This window comes from Nocardia sp. NPDC049935 (assembly GCF_055586645.1).
On record NZ_JBVJHV010000002.1, the window covers coordinates 490,474 to 509,441 of the forward strand.

Sequence of the window (18,968 nt, forward strand, 5' to 3'; positions counted from 1 at the left end):
AGGCATCGCGGTGACCGTGACGGTGGTTGTCGGCAATCCCAAACCGGCGTCGCGCACATTGTCCGCGGCCGTCGCCCTCGCCGAGGCGCTGCGGCCCGATACCGAGCCCGCGGTTCTCGACCTGGTCGACTACGGCCCGCGACTGCTCGGCTGGGGCGATCCCACGGTCGCCGAGGCCGTGCGGACGGTCGCCGGTTCGGAGTTGGTGATCTTCGCCAGCCCCACCTTCAAAGCCACCTACACCGGATTGCTGAAACTCTTCCTGGAACAGTTCGACGGCGGAACCGGCCTGGCCGGAGTGCTGGCCGTCCCGCTGATGCTCGGCGCCGGGCCCGCGCACGCACTCGCCCCGGACCTGCTGCTCAAACCGGTTCTGGTGGAACTCGGCGCGACCACCGCGTTGCCCGGGCTGTACCTCTCCGACCGGACCTACACCGAGGACGGAGTTCTCGCGGCGTACGCCGAACGCTGGCGGCCGGTGGCGCATGCGCTCTCGGCCGAGGTATCCCGCACGAAGTGAAGGGCCCGCTATGACCGATATCTTCGAAACCCCCGCCGACGGCACCGGTCTGCGCCGGGCCTTCGCGAATTTCCCCAGCGGAGTGGTGGCGGTGTGCGCCCGTATCGACGGGAAACCGGACGGGCTGGCGGTGAGCACCTTCGTCCCCGTCTCCCTGGATCCGCCGCTCGTCTCGTTCTGTATCCAGAACACCTCGGCCACCTGGACCCGGCTCGTCCACGCCGGCCATCTCGGCCTGAGCCTGCTGGGGACCGATCAGCAGGGCGCCGCCCGCTCACTCAGCGCCCGCGACGGCGACCGCTTCGAGGGCCTGGAACTCCACGACGGCACCGGTGAGGCGGTCTTCATCCAGGGCGCGTCGGTGTGGATCGAGGGCACCCCCGAGGCCCATGTCCCCGCCGGCGACCACACGGTGGTGATCCTGCGCATCCATCGGCTGGCCCTGCACCCGGACCGGGAACCGCTGGTTTTCCACGGCTCCCGCTTCCGGCTCCTGCGCGCCGGCTGAGCCGGCCGGGCGACCCGATCCCGGCCGGATCGGCGTCTCAGCGCAGTACCGGCACCATTTCCGGGCATTTCACATCGACCATCGTGCCCAGCGTCCAGCCGTCCTGCATCCCGGGCGCGACACCGGCGTCCAGCAGGTGATTGCGGGCCGTGCGCTTTCCGGCGGGCGTGGGATCGCTGTGCAGGATTCCGCACACCTGGCCCGCGAGCACCACGGCATCGGGGCGATCCGCACCGAGCACGGCGAGCCGCGAATGCACCTGAGCGTCCGGGGAAACCCCGGGAATGGGCGCGGCCTGGGCATAGCCCGTGAGTCCGAAGCCCGCGACGGCGAGCGCCATCCCGGACAGCGCGGCAGCGGCGGCGGAAACAATCTTGAGCAATGCAATCTCCTCGGTTCGTGAAGCGGAGTCGGTGCGTGAGATTGCGTCGTTACGGGAATGGCGCAGCTGGGTCACTCGGCCGGTCTCTCTTGCCTCGAATATGAATCCTGGTGTTCATACCCCGCCGCGGCCATTCCACTCCTGGTAAAAATGCGCCATTGTCCATTCCGAACCGAATGCGCGAGAACATATTCCGCGCCGATTACCAATCTGTTGCGGAATAGCGCGGTCAGCTCCGCGGCGGCGACGGGTGACGCGGCTGATAGACCGGCAGTTCGCTCCCGTCGGGCAGCCGCACCGCGGCGAGTAGTCCCCAGCCCTGGTCCGTCACACCTGTGGACAACTCGACACCCTTGGCCCGGAACCCGGCCAGCGTCGCCTCGAGGTCGTCGCACATGAGGTAGAGGCCGTGGCCGGGTGCCTCGGCCGGATGGACGGCCAGCTCGGCCGGCGGCGCGGCGAAGATCGGCCAGCCGCCCCCTGCGTCCACGGACTCCCATTCGAGCACATCCCGGAAGAAGGCCCGGACCTTCTCGGCCTCCGGGCTGAACACGATCGCGTGCAGACCGTTCACCATGCGCGCACGCTAACCCACCCACTCCGGGTCCCCGGAGCTTTCCCACGCCGTGTCGGGGTGTCCGCGATCCTCGGGACGCGTGCCCTCGGCCCGGCGATGCCCACAGACCCGGGTAGACCGGCGCCGCTCATAACCGGCGGGTGGGCATCATGTCGGGGCTGCACTCGAGGAGTCCGGTGGAGGTGACCACGTGCGCGAGTGCGATCACCGGCCGCCATGCCTGCGCCGACAAAACATCGTTGCCGGTGAGTTCGGGAACCACGACCGCCGCGGCATCGGATTCCAGGACATTCTGTGCGGCGACGATCGGCGCATGTGGCGACGCCGGGTTTATGAATACCGTGTGCACGATATCGAAGCCGTGCCTATTCGCCGCGTATTCGAGGTCCCGGCTGTCGAAGTCGTAGTTGCACAGGGCGATCGCGCTCCACACGGTGCTCACGTGGTGGAGGCCGCGGCGTAGGCGACGGCCATATCCCAGCGGGGGCAGTTGTGCCCGCGGTGAATATCCATCACATGATGAGCGTGCGCGTAGCCCCGAATCGGATCAGTGAACCGGCATCGGCCGCTGGGGTACCGGAGGCCCCGTAGCCCTCCGGCGAGACGCTGCAGTACGCATGGATTGCCGGCTTCGGCCCATCGCTTTCCGGCTTCCCACGCTCTGAGCGGGGTGGTGATCGCACGGTTGGCGGGAGTGCCGACGTACCGGTCGAGTGAGTCCTGGCGCATAAGTCACCTCGGTGAGAGAGGGTTCGGTGTTCGGCCACGTTCGCGACACGAGTCGTACGCATAGCCGATGGTCAGGTCCGAAGCTACGACTCCGGTAACTCCCTTAGCCAGGATGTTGCGATATGTTGCGTAATTGGCCGCTTCACCCCCTGTTCCTGTTGTGTCAAAGGAAGTTTCGGGGTCACCGGCCTTGACCCCATTCGACCCTAGGGAGCATCATGGGTTTGCCGACAATGGCGCAATACTTCGCAACATCATGGCAGGGGAACCCCAGATGAGGCTTACGTTTGTAGCAAAAGATCCCGCTTCGAATCCGGTCGGTTCACCGACGCTCTACCGCACCGACCGAGACTCGTGGGTTGTGCAGGGTTGGGTGGTGAGTGATCCGGCCGTGCTCGCCCAGATGGGGATTCCTGAGGGTGAGTCGTGTGTCGAGATCCCGGATAGGTTGGTTCCGTTCTTCGGGCAGGGGGACAGTGACATCGATAGGTGACGACGAGTTCGAACGCCTACTGACCTCGTTCGGTGCCTCGTCGGTCCACCTCGAAACCCGTGACGAGTATGGCACGGAGGTCGAGTTGCCGTTTATGGCGCGGTGGGCGGCGGGCGAGGCCGACGACTTGGAGTGGTTGCAGGGCTGGTGCTCTACCGTGCGTGAGCATGTGGCAGCAGGCCGGCTGGTGCGGCGCGCACGAATCGTGTCCGAACCGCTGAGCGGCTACCAGCGGTGGTCACACAGCATCGCTCAGCCGATGGTCGATGCCGGCGAGGATATCCGCTGGGTTCCCCGCCGGTATGTATCCTCGGTGGCCATTCCCGGAAACGACTTCTACCTTTTCGATGACCGACTCGTAGTGTTTCTGCACTATGCGGGTAGCGGGTTGGGCGTGGACAAAGTCACCTCGACCGACCCTCACGACATAGATCTCTGCCGCTCGGCATTCGATCAGGTGTGGCAGTTGGCGATACCGCACAGTGAGTACGAGCCCGTCTAGCTCCGCGCAGGATGCGCGGCGTGCGCTGGGCGGTCGGCTCCGCGACCTACGCAAGGACGCGGGGCTGACCGGCCGCCAGTTGGCGCAAGCCACGGGGCAGCACTTCACCCGGGTGTCAAAGATAGAAACGGGCGTGCAACAGCCCAGCGACCAGGACATTCGTGCATGGTGCCGGGCCTGCGCCGCAGACAGTGAGATTCCCGATCTCATCGCTACCTTGCGAGTAGTCGATGCCGCCTATATAGAGTTCCGCCGTGAGAGCCGCGCGGGAATGAAGCGGGTGCTCGGTGCGCACACGCAGAAGCGGTACGAGCAGACGCGCGTATTCCGCATCTATGAGCACAACGTGATACCCGGTCTGCTGCAGACAGCCGAATATTCAGCGGCGATGCTGGCCTTTTGGGTCAAGTTCCTGGAGACGACCAACGATATCGAGGAGGCCGTGGCTGTTCGCATGAAGCGGCAGCGCATCCTTCAACGGGGCGGCAAACGGTTCGTGATTGTCATCGAGGAGCAGGCGCTACGCACCTGGTTCGGCGACGCCGAGGTCCAGGCCGGGCAGTTGGGGCGGCTGCTGGAATTGATGGCGTTGCCGAACATTTCTCTCGGGATCATCCCGTTGATGACAGAGAGGGAGGCGGTAGCCAGCGCCGGGTTCTGGATCTTCGATGACGAGTTGGTGGCGTTGGAGATCCCGACCGCGAGTATTCAGGTGACACAACCCGCTGAGTGTTTGTTGTATGCGCGGATGTTCGAGGTGCTACGCGGGGCTGCGGTCTACGGGAGGGCGGCGCGGGAGATCATCGTGAAGGTTCTCGGGGAGCTCGATCGGTGAGTGCGCGTGGAAGCGGTGACCGGCCACTGCGTGAATGCGCTGACGACAGGAGGCGCTCAGCCCGTCGATAGTTCTCGCCGGTGTTGGTGCTCGTCCTTCAGGCGTCTCGATACGGAGGCCGGCTGTGCACCGGCATTCACGGGGACCGGTCCGGCCCGCCGGCCAGAGCCAAGAGCTGCTCGACATCGCGGGGCGTTTTCAGCAGGAAAACATCCGCATGGTTCGCATCGCGGGCGATCGCGGCCTCGATCAGGGGCAGGCTCCGCCGCCGGTACCCGATGACCCAGCGCCAGAACGCGGCGTTCTCCCGCGAGCGGCGCAGGGCCCGCCACGCGCAGCGCCACAGCGGGAAGTCGAGTACGACGACGGTGTCCGCGGCCCGCAGTCGCACCTCGAGCACGTCATAGGGACCGAGATCGCCGTCGAGTATCCATGCCGGACCCGCCACGAGCCGCTGTTGGGTCCGGGCCCACTGATCTTTCGGCAGGGGTGTCAGGTCGGGTGGCCAGAAGTGCTCGTCGAGTTCGACGACCGGAAGTGCCGTGGCCGCACCGAGACGGGCGGCCAGGGTGGATTTGCCCGCGCCACCACGACCGAGAACGACTATCTTGCGCACTGGTCCGCCGGAATCGTCGATGAGAAGAACATCACGAACCCGCTGTATCGGTTGTGATGGTGGAGCCGGTGACGGGAATCGAACCCGCGCCGTCTGCTTGGGAAGCAGAAGTTCTGCCATTGAACTACACCGGCAAGCACGCCCACAGGCGCGAAGGGCAGCTTAGCAGAGCCCGCCCCCACGCTCTAAATTTTCGCCGGATCCCGGTTCCCTGTGGGCGTGGGACGCGCGACCGGTCAGGATTCGGACCAGACGCCGAGTACGTTGCCGCTGGGGTCGGCGAAGTGGAAGCGGCGGCCGCCGGGGAAGTCGTAGGGACCCTCGGTCACCGCACCGCCCGCGGCGGCGACGGTGCGCAGGGTGCTGTCGAGATCCTGGGAGTAGAGCACCACCAGGGGGCCGCCGGGGCGGACCTCGGCGCCGAGGGCCAGGCCGCCGGCCTCGCCGGGGCTGCCGTCGAAGCGGCGGAAACCGGCGTATCCGGGACCGTAGTCGGTGAACTCCCAGCCGAAGGCCGACCGGTAGAAGCGTTTGGCGGCGTCCAGGTCGGTGACGGTGAGTTCGATGTAGTCGATGCCGTGATGGGTGTGCGCGCTCGTCTCGGACATGGGCGGAGTATGCCCCGGGGGTGTGACAGGAAACCGGGCCCGCCGGACCGGGGCCGCCGGCCGTGGGCAGGGGTCGCTACGCTGCTGGCGTGCTGCTTTCCGATCGTGACATCCGGGCGGAGTTCGCCGCCGGACGGCTCGGGCTCGAACCCTTCGAGGACAACCTGGTGCAGCCGTCCAGTATCGACGTGCGGCTGGACGGGATGTTCCGGGTCTTCAACAACACCCGCTACACCCATATCGACCCGGCGCAGCGCCAGGACGAGCTGACCAGTCTGGTGGAACCCGCCGCCGGTGAGCCGTTCGTGCTGCACCCGGGGGAGTTCGTGCTCGGGTCCACGCTGGAGGTGTGCAGTCTGCCCGACGATCTGGCGGGGCGGCTGGAGGGTAAGTCCAGTCTGGGGCGGCTGGGGCTGCTCACGCATTCGACCGCCGGTTTCATCGACCCCGGGTTCAGCGGGCACATCACGCTGGAACTGTCGAATGTGGCGAATCTGCCGATCACGCTGTGGCCGGGGATGAAGATCGGGCAGCTGTGCCTGTTCCGGCTGACCAGCCCGGCGGAGAATCCGTACGGTAGCGCGGGGACCGGGTCGAAATACCAGGGTCAGCGGGGGCCGACACCGTCTCGGGCGTACCTGAACTTCCCGGCGCAGGCCTAACCGCCGCTGTCGCCGACCGGCCCGCCGAGCACGATCTCGGCGGTGCGGGCTTCGACCGCCCGCGGGTCCGGGCCGGTGCCGCGGTCGGCGGCCAGGAAATGCATACCGATCCGGGCGGCGAAGGCCAGCACGCTGCGGGCCTCGACCTCGACCGGATCGGTGAAACAGGTGCCGATCATCTCGCGCAGCAGGCGCATCCGTTCGTTGTCCACCCGGCGCAGGCGGGCGGCCACGGTGTCGTCACGGCGCGCCCAATCTCGAATCGCGAGGTCGATGGGCAGGAGTTCGGGAGACAGGGTGAGTGCGCCGGCCCGGTAGACCTTGGTCCGGGGGTCGCCGCCCTCGTCGGTCACCCGGTCGAGTACTTCGTCGACGCTGCGGCGCTCCCAGGTGTCGAGCATGGCCGCGAGGAGTGCGTCGCGGTCGGCGAAATAGCCGTAGAAGCCGCCCTTGGTGACGCCGAGCGTTTTCGCCAGCGCCTCCACCCGGACGGCGTCGGGCCCGCCGCGGGCCAGGGCCCGCAGGCCCGCGTCGATCCAGTCGGCGCTCGGTGTCCTGGCGGTACCCATCGGGACGCGCTCCTTTCTGTTCGCACATCTATACGCCACCGTATAACTGCGCTACCGTTGATATACGCCACCGTATAACAACGAGGGAGTGCGGCGATGACGGATCAACCCAGAGTGCGCGATGCCCGGGATCGCACCGGCCCGGTTGCGAATCGGGAGTACGAGATCGGCGCGGCGACCCGGTCGCGCTCGACCATGCCCGCCTACGACTACGCCGACCGGTTCGCACTGGTCACCGCGGATGCCGAGGCGCTCGGTACACCCGCGGAATGGGCCCGCGCGGCGTTACGCGACGCGGCGGGAAGTAAGGGGCAGCTCGTCTGGCGCGGACTGCTGGGGCTGCGGCTCGCGCGCGGATCCGCGCCCGGGCAGATCGCGGGATGGGCGATCGCCGACCGCGGCGACGGCTGGATAACCCTCGCGGCGCGTTCCTGGATGATCACCGGAAACCTGGTGGTCGAGGTGGATTCCGGCGGCGTCGCGCTGACCACCTTCGTGCGCTACGAACGGCGGATCGGCGCGAGCGTCTGGAAGCGGGCCTCGCCCGCGCACCGCCGTTTCGCGCCGGAACTGCTGACCGCGGCGCGACGGATACTCCTGGCACACAGCTGATCCGGCCGGGGGTTCCGATTCGGGCGGGCTACGTCCGGCGCGCCTTGTGAGCGGCCGGACGTAGCCCCATCCCCGGCTATTCCCGGGCGCCTCCGGCCAGCAGCGCCGCGTTGATCACCGACGACAGCGGCGGCAGCAGGCCATCGCGTTCGGGTGGAACCACCCAATTGCAGCCTTCCCGGTTCCAGCGGCCCATACCGGTCGGCAGCATCACCGCGCTGCCCACGCCGGGGATATCGATATCGATACGTCCCAGCATCTCGACCACTTCGGGATCCGGCCGGCGGTCCGGATAGGCCAGGAAACTCCAGCGAATCTGGCGGGCCAGCATGGGAACCCGGATCTCGTTGAAGTCCATCAGGTCGCGGACGGCGCGCGCGCGTTCGGTGGGCAAGTGCATCACGCAGGCGCGGCTGGTGATCGGCAGCATGACGAATCCGCCGCGTTCGGTGGCCGGTAAACCGAATTCGTGGCGATAGTAGGCGGCCCAATCATCGACCGTTCTGAGCTTTTCCACGTTCACGGTGAATCCCCTTGCGTCCTGCGTGCGAAGCCTCCTGGCGTGCCGGGCCTCCCTGCGTGCCGAGCCACGGCTGACGGTGGTCGCCGACCTTTCTTCTCCAGGATCGCCCGGTCTACGGCGCGCCGGAACCGCCTACACGCCCGCGTTCCACTGCCCTTGCGCTGCCACTGGTCCGCGATCCGAATTTCCCTGTGGTTGCAGTCACATTCGGCTCGTACTCTGGAGAGGAAATCGTTCGGAAAGGGTGACGACGTGGTCGGCCAGTGGTCTGGAAGGGAGGCCCGGGCGCTCCGTGAGGCCAAGCGGATGAGCATCCGGGAGTTCGCGGCGCATCTGGGCGTACACGAACGACTGGTGTCCAAATGGGAGGCCGGGGGCATCCGGGTACATCCACGTCCGGTCAACCAGGCCGCCCTCGACACCTGTCTGGCCAGGTCCGGCGAGGTCGAGCGCGCGCGGTTCACGGCCCTGTCCACCGCGGGTCCCGACAGCGGTCCGGCCGTATTCGCCGGCCACGCCCCGGCGGACGGCGGGAATTCCAGTGATGCCGGGCTCTCGGCCTTCCTCGACGGCGGTTCGTTCCGCGGCGACGGGCCGGCGGCGATTTCGGAGAGGGATCTGATCATGGCGGCTGCACACGAGGCGAGCGATCATGTGAGCCGGGCCGAGGGTACGAATCTCGGCCCGAGCACCCTGGAACAACTCGACGCCGACGTCACCCGGATCGCCAACGACTACCTGTCCACCCCGCCGATGCCGATGATGGTGGAGATGCTGCGGGTACGCCGCCGGGTGTACCGGCTGCTGGAAGGTAATCAGCGGCCCGCCGATACCGGGCACCTCTATCTGCTGGCGGGGTCGCTGTCGGGACTGCTCGCCAACGCCAGCACCGACCTGGGCTATCTGGACGCGGCCGGTGAACAGATCCGGGCCGCTTGGGCCTACGGGGAGATATGCGGCCACAACGGGTTACGGGCCTGGGCGCGCGGGATGCACGCGCTGATCGAATACTGGTCCGAACGGCCACACCGGGCACTGCAGCTGGCCCAGAGCGGGCAGCAGTACGCGGATTCGGCCAGCGCCGCGGTGCGGCTGCACAATATCGAGGCCCGGATCTGGTCGAAGATCGGCAGTACCGCCGATACCGAGCGGTGCATCCGGGCCGCCGCCGACGCGAGCGAGAGCGCGCGTTCGGACACCCTGCACGACGAGGTGGGCGGGGTGTTCGGATTCCCCGAAGCCAAGGCCGGCTATTACGCGGGCGCCACCTATATCCACCTGGGTATGGCCGAACCCGCGCTGGCCGCCACCGAACGCACCATCGAGCTCTACCGCACCGGGCCCGCCCACGAACGCTCCTACGGCGCCGAGGCGCTGGCCCGGGTCGATTCGGCGGCCGCGCACCTGATCAACGGGAGTCTGGACGGGGCGGCCGCGGCGCTGCATCCGGTGCTCGCGCTCGACCAGGACAAACGCATCGCGCAACTGGAGGAACGCCTCACCGGGCTACGCCGCCGGATCTGCGCGCCCGCTTTCCAGGGCGTCGCCGAGGCCCGCAGCCTGGACGAGCGGATCGAGGAATTCTGCGAGTCGACGGTGACCCGGGGGCTTCCGCCGGGCAGCGTCTAGTTACTACTGGAGCAGGCCGATGGTGAGGGCCATGCCCAGGAACAGGGCGAGCTGATAGGCGCTGTTGATCGCGGTAAGCCGGGCGGGCTTCTGCTCGAAGCCGTTGTGCTGTGCCAGGGTCGAGAGTGAGAACCCGAGCCAGGCGGAGAAGCCGACCGCCAGGGCGAGCCAGACCGAATCGCTCCCGTAGAAGGCGAACGCGAGGGAACAAGCGGCGGCGAGAGCGAGAGCGGTCGCGACGATCGACGCCACCAGAATCACGAACGGAACCTTGCCGGCGCGAACAGAGTCTTCCTTGGTCACGCCGGTCGATTTCCGCCAGGTGCTGCCGACCAGTCCCCAATCGCTGTACCAGACCCATGCGATCGCCATCCCGACCACGGTCGCGACCAGAACGGCGAACCAGCTGATGCCCAGCTCCACGGGAGCCCCCTCGGTTTCGACGGCCGACTTAGATTGATAAAATCAACTATGGTGGAAAAAATCAACCAAGTACCGCGGGGCTCCAAGACCTATGGGCAGTTCTGTGCCCTGGCGCGCTCACTGGACGTCGTGGGTGAACGCTGGACCCTCCTCATCGTGCGAGAACTCCTCCCCGGCCCGATGCGCTACACCGAGCTGAAGACCTCGCTCAACGGCATCGCCACCAACCTCCTCGCCGAGCGGTTGCGGACCATGGAGGCGAACGGGATCGTCGAGCGCCGCCTGCGGAATGCGGGCGTCGTGTACGCCCTTACGTCGTGGGGTGAGGGCCTGCGCGAGCCCATGGAAGCCCTCGGCCGCTGGGGTGCGCCGCTGCTCGCGACCGGACGTGGCGACGATGCGTTCGAGCCGCGCTGGCTCACCCTCGCGCTCCCCGCTCTGCTCCGCGGTGTGACCGCCCCGGTTCCTGTCGAACTCGGCATCGAGACGGACGGCTTCTGCATGGTCCTGCGGATCGACGGACGAGGACCCAGTGCGATCGTCCGCTCCTACGACCTGCCCGATACCCGCCTCATCGCCGTTCCCGAGGTCGTCGTCGGGCTGGCCGCGGGCGCGATCGGCATCGAGCAGGCAGTCGCGGCGGGTGAGTTCGAGGGTGACCCGAGCGTCCTGCGAACCATATTCACCCCCGATCGTCCGAACGTTGCGCCGCCGGCGGGCGGCGAGTGACGATCGCACCGACGTGCACCGGCATCCGTGCATATGGCCGGCAGGTGGGAGCGAGCCCGCTACGGGGCGGCGGGTGCATCGGCCGGTGCGGGTGCGGGGTCCCCGGTCAGGAACACCAGGTCGTGGACGGCGCCCTTCACGCGGTGCGCGAAACCACCGGCCAGTTCGCGGGCCTTGTGCAGGCGTTCCACCACCGGGCCCCGGACCGTATCCACCGCGACGACCCCGGTCCCGCAGACAGCGGCCGCGACGGCGGCGATCGTGACCAGTGCGAGGGTGAAACGCCGCCGTCTCCGGCGGCCGGCCGGGCGGGTACGGGCCGGGAGCCGTGCGGTCGAGGCGAGCGACTCGGGGCCGGTGTTCACGGCGGTCGCGGTCGGTTCGTGGACCCGGGTGGACCGCGCGGTCGTCGAAGGCGTGGTGGGTGCGGAGTAGGCCGCGGGTGCGGTGACAGCGGAGCGGGGGCCGGTACCGGTGAGCGCGTCGGCGGCCGCGTCGGCGAGAGCGCCGCAGGTCGGGTAGCGGTCGGCCGGATTCTTGGCCATGGCGCGGGCGATCACCGCGTCGAACGCGCGCGGTAGCCGCGGGTCCAGCGCGCTCGGTACCGGCGGCGACCCGTTCAGGTGGCTGTGGATGAGCTGCGCCGAACTGGTTCCGGGGTACGGATGGGCGCCGGTGAGCATATGGTGCAGCGTGCCGCCGAGCGCGTAGATATCGGCGCGGTGATCGACGTCCGCCTCGGTGAACTGTTCGGGGGCCGCGTAGCGCAGGCTGGCGAAGATCTCCCCGGTGCGGGTGAGGCCGGTCGATTCGTCGAGGCTTTTCGCGATCCCGAAATCGGCGAGCAGCGCCCGCTGCCCCGGACCGGAGGTCAGCAGGATGTTCGCGGGTTTCACATCGCGGTGCAGCACCCCGGACCGATGGGCGTGGTCCAGCGCCGCGGCGACGCCCGTGACGATATCGACGGCGCGGGCCGGTTCCAACGGCCCGCCGCGCAGGAGTTCGTCCACGTCGGTGCCGTCGACGAACTCCATCGCGATCCACAGCCGGCCGTCGTGTTCGCCGCGCGCGTGCACCGCGACGATATTCGGATGCGACAGCCGGGCGGCGGTATCGGCCTCCCGCCGGAACCGACCGGCCAGACCGGGGTCGGCGCCGCGGCCGGCGTCGAGCAGTTTCAGGGCCACGAGCCGGGGCAGATTCAGGTCCCTGGCCAGGAAGACCTCCCCCATCCCGCCGGCGCCGAGCAGCCGTTCGATGCGATAACCCGCGAATACCTCGCCGCTCACCAGCGACCGCCCCACCTGGCTCTCCTCTGCCTCTGTCCAGCGATAACGGTACTGCACGAGCCGGGGCCGGGACCGATATCGGGTTGCGCCGGGTGGCACCATGGATCGGGTGAGTACTGGCCATTCGCACCCCGCGCCCCGGATTCTGGAGCAGTCCAAGAAGCTGCAGAACGTCGTCTACGAGATCCGTGGGCCGGTACACGCGCACGCAGCGCGGCTGGAGTCCGAGGGGCACCGGATCCTGAAACTCAATATCGGCAACCCCGCGCCGTTCGGGTTCGAGGCCCCCGATGTGATCATGCGGGATATGATCGCCGCCCTGCCGAACGCGCAGGGGTACTCCGAATCCAAGGGGATACTGCCGGCCCGGCGCGCGATCGTGACCCGCTACGAGCTGGTCCCGGGCTTCCCCGAACTCGACGTCGACTCCGTCTACCTCGGCAACGGCGTCTCCGAGCTGATCACCATCACCATGCAGGCGCTGCTGGACAACGGCGACGAGGTACTGATCCCGGCCCCGGACTATCCGCTGTGGACGGCCATGACCAGCCTCGCCGGCGGCACCCCGGTGCACTACCTGTGCGATGAGAGCATCGGCTGGCAGCCCGATATCGCCGATATCGAATCCAAGATCACGCCCCGCACCAAGGCGCTGCTGGTGATCAACCCCAACAACCCGACCGGCGCCGTCTACTCGACGGAGGTCCTGCAGCAGCTGGTGGACCTGGCCCGCAAACACCGGTTGCTGCTGCTCGCGGACGAGATCTACGACAAGATCCTCTACGACGACGCCAAGCACATCTCGTTGGCGACCCTGGCTCCCGATCTGCTGTGCCTCACCTTCAACGGCCTGTCCAAGGCCTATCGGGTGGCGGGCTACCGGTCGGGGTGGCTGGCCATCACCGGGCCCAAGGAGCACGCGGGCGGATTCCTGGAGGGGATCGACCTGCTGGCGTCCTCCCGGTTGTGCCCGAATGTGCCTGCCCAGCACGCCATTCAGGTCGCGCTGGGGGGTTACCAGAGCATCGAGGATCTGATCCTGCCCGGCGGCCGGTTGCTGGAGCAGCGGGATGTGGCGTGGGAGCGGCTGAACGCGATTCCCGGCGTGTCGTGCGTGAAACCCAAAGGGGCGCTGTATGCGTTCCCTAGGCTGGACCCCGAAGTCCACGAGATCCACGACGACGAGAAACTGGTACAGGACCTGTTGCTGCAGGAGAAGATCCTGATGGTGCAGGGCACCGGTTTCAACTGGCCCCACCATGATCATCTGCGCATCGTGACCCTGCCCTGGGCCCGCGATCTGGCTGTTGCCATCGAGCGTTTCGGCAACTTCCTGGCGGGCTATCGCCAGTAGCGGGGCGGGTAATTGCGGCCAAAAACAGACTCTCCGTCCGGATTTTGGCGGAATTACTGAACCACTGGCACAAATCCGGATCCTATGTGTACAGTGGGCATCGGCACTTCGAGTGCCCGGCCAGGTTGTCTACCCCCCCTGGGCAACCTGGTCCTCGGGTTAGGCCGCCTACCCCCCCTGGGCGCCGACCCCGGGCGGCGGAGACATCCCCCTGCTCTCCGCCGCCCCTTCCCGAAGTTCTCGGAAAATTCCTCCCGTCCGCGGAGAACTCGCTGCGTACGGCCTATCCGCCGGAAGTATGAGCTGCCGGCGCATCCTCTAGGCTGGCCGGGGTGAGCGACCACCATCACCATCACGATCACTCCCGGCCGATCGCCATCGGCGCGACCGCGGCCCGGGTCGTGGTCGGACTGCTGGTCGCGATCGGCATCGTCGTGGTCATCGCCACCATCGCGCTGTGGCCCGACCGGCAGCAGATCGATATCCCGCTGCCCATGCAGAACGCCGACGGCTCGGCGGTGGTCACCGAAGCCGGGACGGTGATCCGGCAGGATCTCGGCGCCTGCGGCAGCCCGTCCATCGGGCGGGTGTTCGAGGGCGATCCGCAGCCGCCTCCGGCGCAGGTCTACGACTGCCAGCGCAGTCTCATCGAGATCGAATCCGGGCCGCACCAGGGTAAACACACACTTCTGGAAATCGCGCCCGGCCCCGGCCAGCCCGATCTGGCCGCCGGTGACGAGTTGCGGATCATTCGGCAGGCCGGGCCCGACGGCACCCCGCTGTACTCGTTCGACGACTACGCGCGCGGGTTCCCGCTGAGCGTGCTCGTGGTCGCGTTCATCGTCGTGATCGTGGTGGTCGCCCGCTGGCGCGGCCTGCGGGCATTGATCGGTCTCGTCTTCGCGTTCGCGGTGCTGGTGGTCTTCCTGCTGCCGGCGCTGCTCGACGGTAAACCCGCGATACCGGTTGCGCTGGTATCGGGTTCGCTGATCCTCTATGCCGTGCTGTATCTCGCGCACGGGGTGAACCTGCGCACGAGTTCGGCCCTGCTGGGCACGCTGACCTCGATGCTCATCGCGGCGCTGCTGTCCTGGCTGGCCATCGAATCGACCACGCTCACCGGGCTTTCCGAAGAGCAGAACACGAATGTCGCGACCTATATCGAACACGTCAGTATCACGGGCCTGCTGCTGGCCGGGTTCATCATCGGTTCACTCGGTGTGCTCAACGATGTGACGATCACCCAGGCCTCGGCGGCCTTCGAACTCGCGGAACTGGACAAGAAGGCCACGCGGCGGGAGATTTTCGCGGCCGCGATGCGGGTCGGGCGCGACCATATCGCCAGTACCGTCTACACCCTGGTGCTCGCCTACGCGGGTGGGGCGCTGCCGCTGCTGCTGCTGTTCAGTGTCGCGGGCCGTCCGATCCGCGATGTCCTGGTCGGTGACGCGGTGGCCATCGAAATCGCGCGGTCGGCGGTCGGCGGTATCTGCCTGGCGCTCTCCGTGCCGCTGACCACGGGTATCGCCGTACTGCTGGCCAAACCGTTCGGCTCGCAGCGCCGCCCGGAGTCCACCCGCCCGAAAGCGGTCAGACGTACCGATACCGGGTCCCATCGCAAGGTCGCCCGGCCGGAAGCCGATACCGCGACCGGTCGGCGCCGCGGATCCGGGCGCCGGTACGAACCGTGGCCGACCACGGGGGAGCAACCCCGGGTGCCCCGCGAGCCGGGCGAGCGGCCGCGGGGCCGGACCTCCGGTGGCGCCACCGATCCGCGTGGTGCCGGACGTTCCGCGCCACCCGGCCCGCAACAGCCGGGCCCGCAACAGTCCGGCCCGCAGCAACCCGGGCCGCGGCGGCCGGATCCGCAGCAACCCGGGTCGCAACGGCCGTGGTCCGGGGAACAACCGGGGCTACGCGGTCCGATGCCGCCCCGGCGTCCGCCGCGGCCGGGGTACGGGGAGTTCTGAGCCCGGCCGCTCGCGGGTGAAACGGCCGGTCAGCGCGGCGGCCGCGGGAACGGCAGCGCTTCGGGCGGGATGGTCGGCACGACGATCGGCGGGAGCCACGGGACCTGGAAGGTGTTCGGCCCGGCCGTGGTGGTGGGTGCCTCGGTCTCCTGTGGAGCCGCCACCGGTGGCGGCTCCGCCAGCGATTCGTGTTCCGGCGGGATAGTGGTGACCGGAGGCGCGGCGGTCCGGGTGGTCGGTGTGGTGGTGGGCGCCTGGGTCGTGCTCTCGACCGTGGTCGACTCCTGGCGGAACATGTGCTGGCCGTAACCGAGCCCGATACCGATCGCGGCCACCACGACCAGTGCGCTCACCGCCACCGCCGCGGCGCTGAGCTCGCGACCGCGGCGCGGCGGAACGTCGAAGGAGCGGCGGGGCAGCAGTTTGGCGGGAATCCGCAGGGCGACGGTCGGCGGGTCTTCGGCCGGTGAGAGTCGTTGCGGGGTAGCGGTTTCCGTCGGCTTCGCGGGGGCCGATTCCGGTGCGAGGGTGACGGGCTCGCTATCGGGATCAGGGGTGGAGGCGGGCGCGAGCAGCGGCCGCGGACCGGCCGGCGCGGTGGTGGGAGACCCCGCGGGCGGGCCGAAGATACCGGGCTGTGGCACCGGCGGGAAGAGCCCGGGCATGGACGGATACGGATCGGCGGCCGGAGCGAGCACCGGCTGTGGTCCGGTCGAGCGCAGAGTCGCGGTGGCGGCCGGGGTCTCGTGGGAGCCGGAGTGCGCGCGGGCGTCATGTGCGGCGGAAATGTGGTGCGCGCTGCCGGGAGACGGTGCGGCGGTCGCGGTGCCGTGGGCCGCCGGTGCGAACGGCGCGGGGGTTACCGGGTTCCGCACGGGTGCGAAAGGCGCGGGGGTCGCGGTGCTCTGGGCCGGTGGGAACGGCGGCGGTGTCGCTGTGCCCTGCGTGGCGGCGACGGAATCCGGACGCGATCCGGTGTCGGGGACCGCGGGGCGCGTCGAGGTACGGGCTTCCGGTTCTTTGCCGGCCAGTAGCGCGGCGCCGCGAGCCGTCGCGGCCTCCGGCTCGGGCGGAACCAGTACCGGAATCTCGAGAATATCGCGCAGCGTGCGGCTCACCAGCGGAATGCGGACGCCGCCGCCCACCGCGAGCAGCGCCTGGACCGGCACTCCCGACCGTGCGATCACATCGCGGGTCGAGCGCACCGACGCCTCGACGGCGCGGGCGATCAGCGCGGTGAAGTTCTCCTGGGTCAGCAGTACCGGTCCGAAATCGCTGGGCAGGGCGACCGCGTTGCTCGCCGAAAGCCGTTCCTTCGCGGCCCGGCACAGTGCGTCGAGCCGCATCAGGTCCGCGGGATCCGGAGGATGCGCGATCCGCCCGGAGTTGATCTGCTGCTCGCGGACCAGCGAATCGAAATACTCACCGCTGATATCGCCGGTGCGTTCGGTGTGGCGGACCTCCCGGCTCGCGATATCCACCACCGTCACCGACAGCCCGGAGGCGCCGAGATCGTAGACGGCGAGCGTGTTCACGCCCTGCAGGGCGCCGGAGGTGACGGCGAATTCGAGGATCGCGTCGATATCGGGTACCAGGGCGTAGTCGTGCAGGCCCTGCTCGGCCATGGCCACGCGCATGGCCCGGGCCTGCTGTTCGCCACGGCAGGCCAGCACGGTGGCGGTGATCGCGGGGTTCGAGTTCAAGGCGGCGGCCACCGAGAGCGCGGCACGTTCCGCGCTCGGAGTCTCCGGCGGCACCACGAACGTCCGTTGCTCGAACGATTCGGGATCCGTCGCGGACGCGTCGCCCGCCGGTGGGCGCGCCAAGCGGATCGCGCCGGCCCCCACCGACACACCCAGAACTGAACTCATCGGCAGCCCATCTGTACTTCCCGCTTCACGATATGCGAGCGCCAACCGGTCGATGATGACGGCTCATCCCCCGAACCAGGTGACTCCTCCGACAGTACCGCCCGGTCCCGTTGCTACGGGTGGCAGGAACCGATGCCGCGGGGCCCCGGCTCGCTCACCCCGACTCTACGGTGTGCCCAGCCCTGCGTACACCCATCCGGCCGAGCGCCAGGCGTCTCGATCGAGACAGTTGCGCCCGTCGATGATCGACCGGGTCCGCACCACAGCGTCCAGATCCCGGGGCGCGAGGTCCACGAATTCCTTCCATTCGGTGAGCACCAGAACGACGTCGGCGCGCTCGCAGGCTTCCGCCACCGAGGTCGCGTAACTCAGGGTGGGGAAGACCCGGCGCGAATTCTCGAGCGCCTTGGGGTCGTAGACGGTGACCACCGCGCCGTGCAACTGGATCATGCCCGCCACATTGAGCGCGGGGGAATCCCGGACATCGTCGGATTCCGGTTTGAAGGCCGCGCCCAGCACCGCGACATTGGCCCCCAGCAGCGAACCGCCGCAGGCCCGGGCCGCCATATCCACCATCTTGGTGCGGCGGCGCATATTGATGTTGTCGACTTCGCGCAGGAAGGCCAGGGCATGATCGGCGCCGAGTTCGCCGGCCCGCGCCATGAACGCGCGGATATCCTTCGGCAGGCATCCGCCACCGAAACCGACCCCGGCATTGAGGAACCGGCGCCCGATCCGGGCGTCGTAGCCGAGTGCGTCGGCCAGGACGGTCACATCGGCGCCGGTGGCCTCGCAGACCTCCGAGACCGCGTTGATGAACGAGATCTTGGTGGCCAGGAAGGCGTTCGCGGAGACCTTGACCAGTTCCGCGGTCGCCAGATCGGTGAGCAGGAAGGGGACCTCGGCGGCGAGCAGATCCGCGTAGAGCTCCTCCACCACCTCCCGCACCCAGTCCGACCGCTCCCGTTCCCGGTCCACGCCGAGCACCAGGCGGTCGGGCCGCAGGGTGTCGCGCACCGCGAACCCCTCGCGCAGGAATTCCGGGTTCCAGGCCACCTCGATATCCGGGCTCAGCGCGCGGGCCCGGCGGCCGAGTTCGGCGGCGGTGCCCACCGGCACGGTGGATTTGCCGATGATGACCGCGGGCCGGGTGACCAGCGGGGCGAGCGTGTCGACCACGGCGTGCACATATTTGAGATCCGCCGCGTATTCGCCCTTCTTCTGTGGCGTGCCGACCCCGAGGAAGTGCACATCCGCGTGATCGGCCGCCTCACTGTAGGAGGTGGTGAACCGGAGACGTCCGGAGTCGAGATTGCGGCGTAGTACCGCGTCCAGGCCGGGCTCGTAGAAGGGTGTCACCCCGTCGGAGAGTTTCGCGACCTTGCCCGGGTCGATATCGACTCCGAGTACATCGTGTCCGAGTTCGGCCATACACGCTGCGTGCGTGGCCCCCAGGTACCCGGTTCCGAAGACTGTGCATCGCATGATCCAGTGGTAAGCCCCGCCGATGGCCACACCAGAAAACCGAGGCGAGGTGCCGGGCAACAGCAGATGTACACCCGACGAC

20 protein-coding genes, 1 tRNA gene and 1 pseudogene are annotated in these 18,968 nt (G+C 68.4%); 10 read left to right on the forward strand and 12 right to left on the reverse strand.

Annotated features, from left to right (window positions below):
- Window positions 1-10 precede the first annotated feature (10 nt).
- Both ACZ6SF_RS10490 and ACZ6SF_RS10495 read left to right on the forward strand, forming a co-directional pair.
- Complete coding sequence (locus ACZ6SF_RS10490) at window positions 11-520, forward strand: NADPH-dependent FMN reductase (RefSeq protein ID WP_466061774.1); 510 nt, start codon at window positions 11-13, stop codon at window positions 518-520.
- 10 nt (window positions 521-530) lie between these two features.
- The gene (locus tag ACZ6SF_RS10495) at window positions 531-1,028 is read left to right on the forward strand and encodes a flavin reductase family protein (protein ID WP_466061775.1); all 498 of its coding nucleotides are present in this window, start codon (window positions 531-533) and stop codon (window positions 1,026-1,028) included.
- 37 nt (window positions 1,029-1,065) lie between these two features.
- Here ACZ6SF_RS10495 and ACZ6SF_RS10500 read toward each other — a convergent pair whose 3' ends face one another.
- From ACZ6SF_RS10500 to ACZ6SF_RS10510, 3 genes are all read right to left on the reverse strand, one after another.
- A complete protein-coding gene (locus tag ACZ6SF_RS10500) occupies window positions 1,066-1,410 on the reverse strand; it encodes a hypothetical protein (RefSeq protein WP_466061776.1) in 345 nt (114 codons plus the stop codon).
- Window positions 1,411-1,639: 229 nt separating this feature from the next.
- The gene (locus ACZ6SF_RS10505) at window positions 1,640-1,987 is read right to left on the reverse strand and encodes a VOC family protein (protein ID WP_466061778.1); all 348 of its coding nucleotides are present in this window, start codon (window positions 1,985-1,987) and stop codon (window positions 1,640-1,642) included.
- Window positions 1,988-2,114: 127 nt separating this feature from the next.
- On the reverse strand, window positions 2,115-2,429 hold the full coding sequence (locus ACZ6SF_RS10510; RefSeq protein WP_466061779.1) for a hypothetical protein: 315 nt from the start codon (window positions 2,427-2,429) through the stop codon (window positions 2,115-2,117).
- A 763-nt stretch (window positions 2,430-3,192) separates the two neighbouring features.
- Between ACZ6SF_RS10510 and ACZ6SF_RS10515 the strand changes: the two genes are divergently transcribed.
- Window positions 3,193-3,711 carry a DUF6879 family protein gene (locus tag ACZ6SF_RS10515; RefSeq protein WP_466061780.1) on the forward strand — a complete coding sequence of 173 codons (519 nt, stop codon included), beginning with the start codon at window positions 3,193-3,195 and terminating at the stop codon, window positions 3,709-3,711.
- Entirely contained in the window at window positions 3,692-4,546 is an 855-nt protein-coding gene (locus ACZ6SF_RS10520; protein WP_466061781.1) for a helix-turn-helix domain-containing protein, read from the forward strand. The genes ACZ6SF_RS10515 and ACZ6SF_RS10520 overlap by 20 nt, the downstream gene beginning before the upstream one ends.
- Before the next feature lie 136 nt (window positions 4,547-4,682).
- On the opposite strand, the gene ACZ6SF_RS10525 is transcribed toward ACZ6SF_RS10520, so the two are convergent.
- The 3 genes from ACZ6SF_RS10525 to ACZ6SF_RS10535 form a co-directional block, all read right to left on the reverse strand.
- Window positions 4,683-5,162, reverse strand: coding sequence for a P-loop NTPase family protein (locus ACZ6SF_RS10525; protein ID WP_466061783.1), 480 nt, complete (start codon window positions 5,160-5,162; stop codon window positions 4,683-4,685).
- 60 nt (window positions 5,163-5,222) lie between these two features.
- Window positions 5,223-5,296 (reverse strand) — tRNA-Gly (locus ACZ6SF_RS10530).
- Between the two features lie 102 nt (window positions 5,297-5,398).
- The gene (locus ACZ6SF_RS10535; protein ID WP_466061784.1) at window positions 5,399-5,770 is read right to left on the reverse strand and encodes a VOC family protein; all 372 of its coding nucleotides are present in this window, start codon (window positions 5,768-5,770) and stop codon (window positions 5,399-5,401) included.
- Between the two features lie 89 nt (window positions 5,771-5,859).
- Between ACZ6SF_RS10535 and dcd the strand changes: the two genes are divergently transcribed.
- Window positions 5,860-6,432 carry a dCTP deaminase gene (gene dcd / locus ACZ6SF_RS10540; protein ID WP_466061785.1) on the forward strand — a complete coding sequence of 191 codons (573 nt, stop codon included), beginning with the start codon at window positions 5,860-5,862 and terminating at the stop codon, window positions 6,430-6,432.
- Here dcd and ACZ6SF_RS10545 read toward each other — a convergent pair.
- Window positions 6,429-7,001 carry a TetR/AcrR family transcriptional regulator gene (locus tag ACZ6SF_RS10545; RefSeq protein WP_466061786.1) on the reverse strand — a complete coding sequence of 191 codons (573 nt, stop codon included), beginning with the start codon at window positions 6,999-7,001 and terminating at the stop codon, window positions 6,429-6,431. The genes dcd and ACZ6SF_RS10545 overlap by 4 nt on opposite strands.
- Before the next feature lie 96 nt (window positions 7,002-7,097).
- On the opposite strand from ACZ6SF_RS10545, the gene ACZ6SF_RS10550 reads away from it, so the two are divergent.
- On the forward strand, window positions 7,098-7,613 hold the full coding sequence (locus ACZ6SF_RS10550; protein ID WP_466061787.1) for a hypothetical protein: 516 nt from the start codon (window positions 7,098-7,100) through the stop codon (window positions 7,611-7,613).
- Window positions 7,614-7,689: 76 nt separating this feature from the next.
- Here the strand turns inward: ACZ6SF_RS10550 and ACZ6SF_RS10555 are convergent, their stop codons facing one another.
- Window positions 7,690-8,130, reverse strand: coding sequence for a hypothetical protein (locus ACZ6SF_RS10555; protein WP_466061788.1), 441 nt, complete (start codon window positions 8,128-8,130; stop codon window positions 7,690-7,692).
- 258 nt (window positions 8,131-8,388) lie between these two features.
- Between ACZ6SF_RS10555 and ACZ6SF_RS10560 the strand changes: the two genes are divergently transcribed.
- Window positions 8,389-9,765: a helix-turn-helix domain-containing protein gene (locus ACZ6SF_RS10560; RefSeq protein WP_466061789.1), complete on the forward strand. Its 1,377-nt coding sequence runs from the start codon at window positions 8,389-8,391 to the stop codon at window positions 9,763-9,765.
- 3 nt (window positions 9,766-9,768) lie between these two features.
- Here ACZ6SF_RS10560 and ACZ6SF_RS10565 read toward each other — a convergent pair whose 3' ends face one another.
- Window positions 9,769-10,188, reverse strand: coding sequence for a DUF1761 domain-containing protein (locus ACZ6SF_RS10565; protein ID WP_466061790.1), 420 nt, complete (start codon window positions 10,186-10,188; stop codon window positions 9,769-9,771).
- Window positions 10,189-10,236: 48 nt separating this feature from the next.
- Here ACZ6SF_RS10565 and ACZ6SF_RS10570 point away from each other — a divergent pair, with 48 nt between their 5' ends.
- Complete coding sequence (locus ACZ6SF_RS10570) at window positions 10,237-10,917, forward strand: winged helix-turn-helix transcriptional regulator (protein ID WP_466061791.1); 681 nt, start codon at window positions 10,237-10,239, stop codon at window positions 10,915-10,917.
- Between the two features lie 59 nt (window positions 10,918-10,976).
- Here ACZ6SF_RS10570 and ACZ6SF_RS10575 read toward each other — a convergent pair whose 3' ends face one another.
- Window positions 10,977-12,221 (reverse strand): serine/threonine-protein kinase, encoded by a 1,245-nt coding sequence (locus ACZ6SF_RS10575; protein ID WP_466061792.1) that lies wholly within the window; start codon window positions 12,219-12,221, stop codon window positions 10,977-10,979.
- Window positions 12,222-12,306: 85 nt separating this feature from the next.
- Here ACZ6SF_RS10575 and ACZ6SF_RS10580 point away from each other — a divergent pair, with 85 nt between their 5' ends.
- Together ACZ6SF_RS10580 and ACZ6SF_RS10585 are read left to right on the forward strand one after the other, a co-directional pair.
- On the forward strand, window positions 12,307-13,560 hold the full coding sequence (locus ACZ6SF_RS10580) for a pyridoxal phosphate-dependent aminotransferase (RefSeq protein WP_466061794.1): 1,254 nt from the start codon (window positions 12,307-12,309) through the stop codon (window positions 13,558-13,560).
- A gap of 332 nt (window positions 13,561-13,892) precedes the next feature.
- Window positions 13,893-15,140: pseudogene (locus ACZ6SF_RS10585) on the forward strand (YibE/F family protein); the annotation flags it as partial.
- Window positions 15,141-15,559: 419 nt separating this feature from the next.
- On the opposite strand, the gene ACZ6SF_RS10590 reads toward ACZ6SF_RS10585, so the two are convergent.
- Together ACZ6SF_RS10590 and ACZ6SF_RS10595 are read right to left on the reverse strand one after the other, a co-directional pair.
- Complete coding sequence (locus ACZ6SF_RS10590) at window positions 15,560-17,401, reverse strand: DUF7159 family protein (protein WP_466061795.1); 1,842 nt, start codon at window positions 17,399-17,401, stop codon at window positions 15,560-15,562.
- A gap of 165 nt (window positions 17,402-17,566) precedes the next feature.
- Window positions 17,567-18,886, reverse strand: a complete 1,320-nt coding sequence (locus ACZ6SF_RS10595; RefSeq protein WP_466061796.1) for a UDP-glucose dehydrogenase family protein — start codon at window positions 18,884-18,886, stop codon at window positions 17,567-17,569.
- Window positions 18,887-18,968 lie beyond the last annotated feature (82 nt).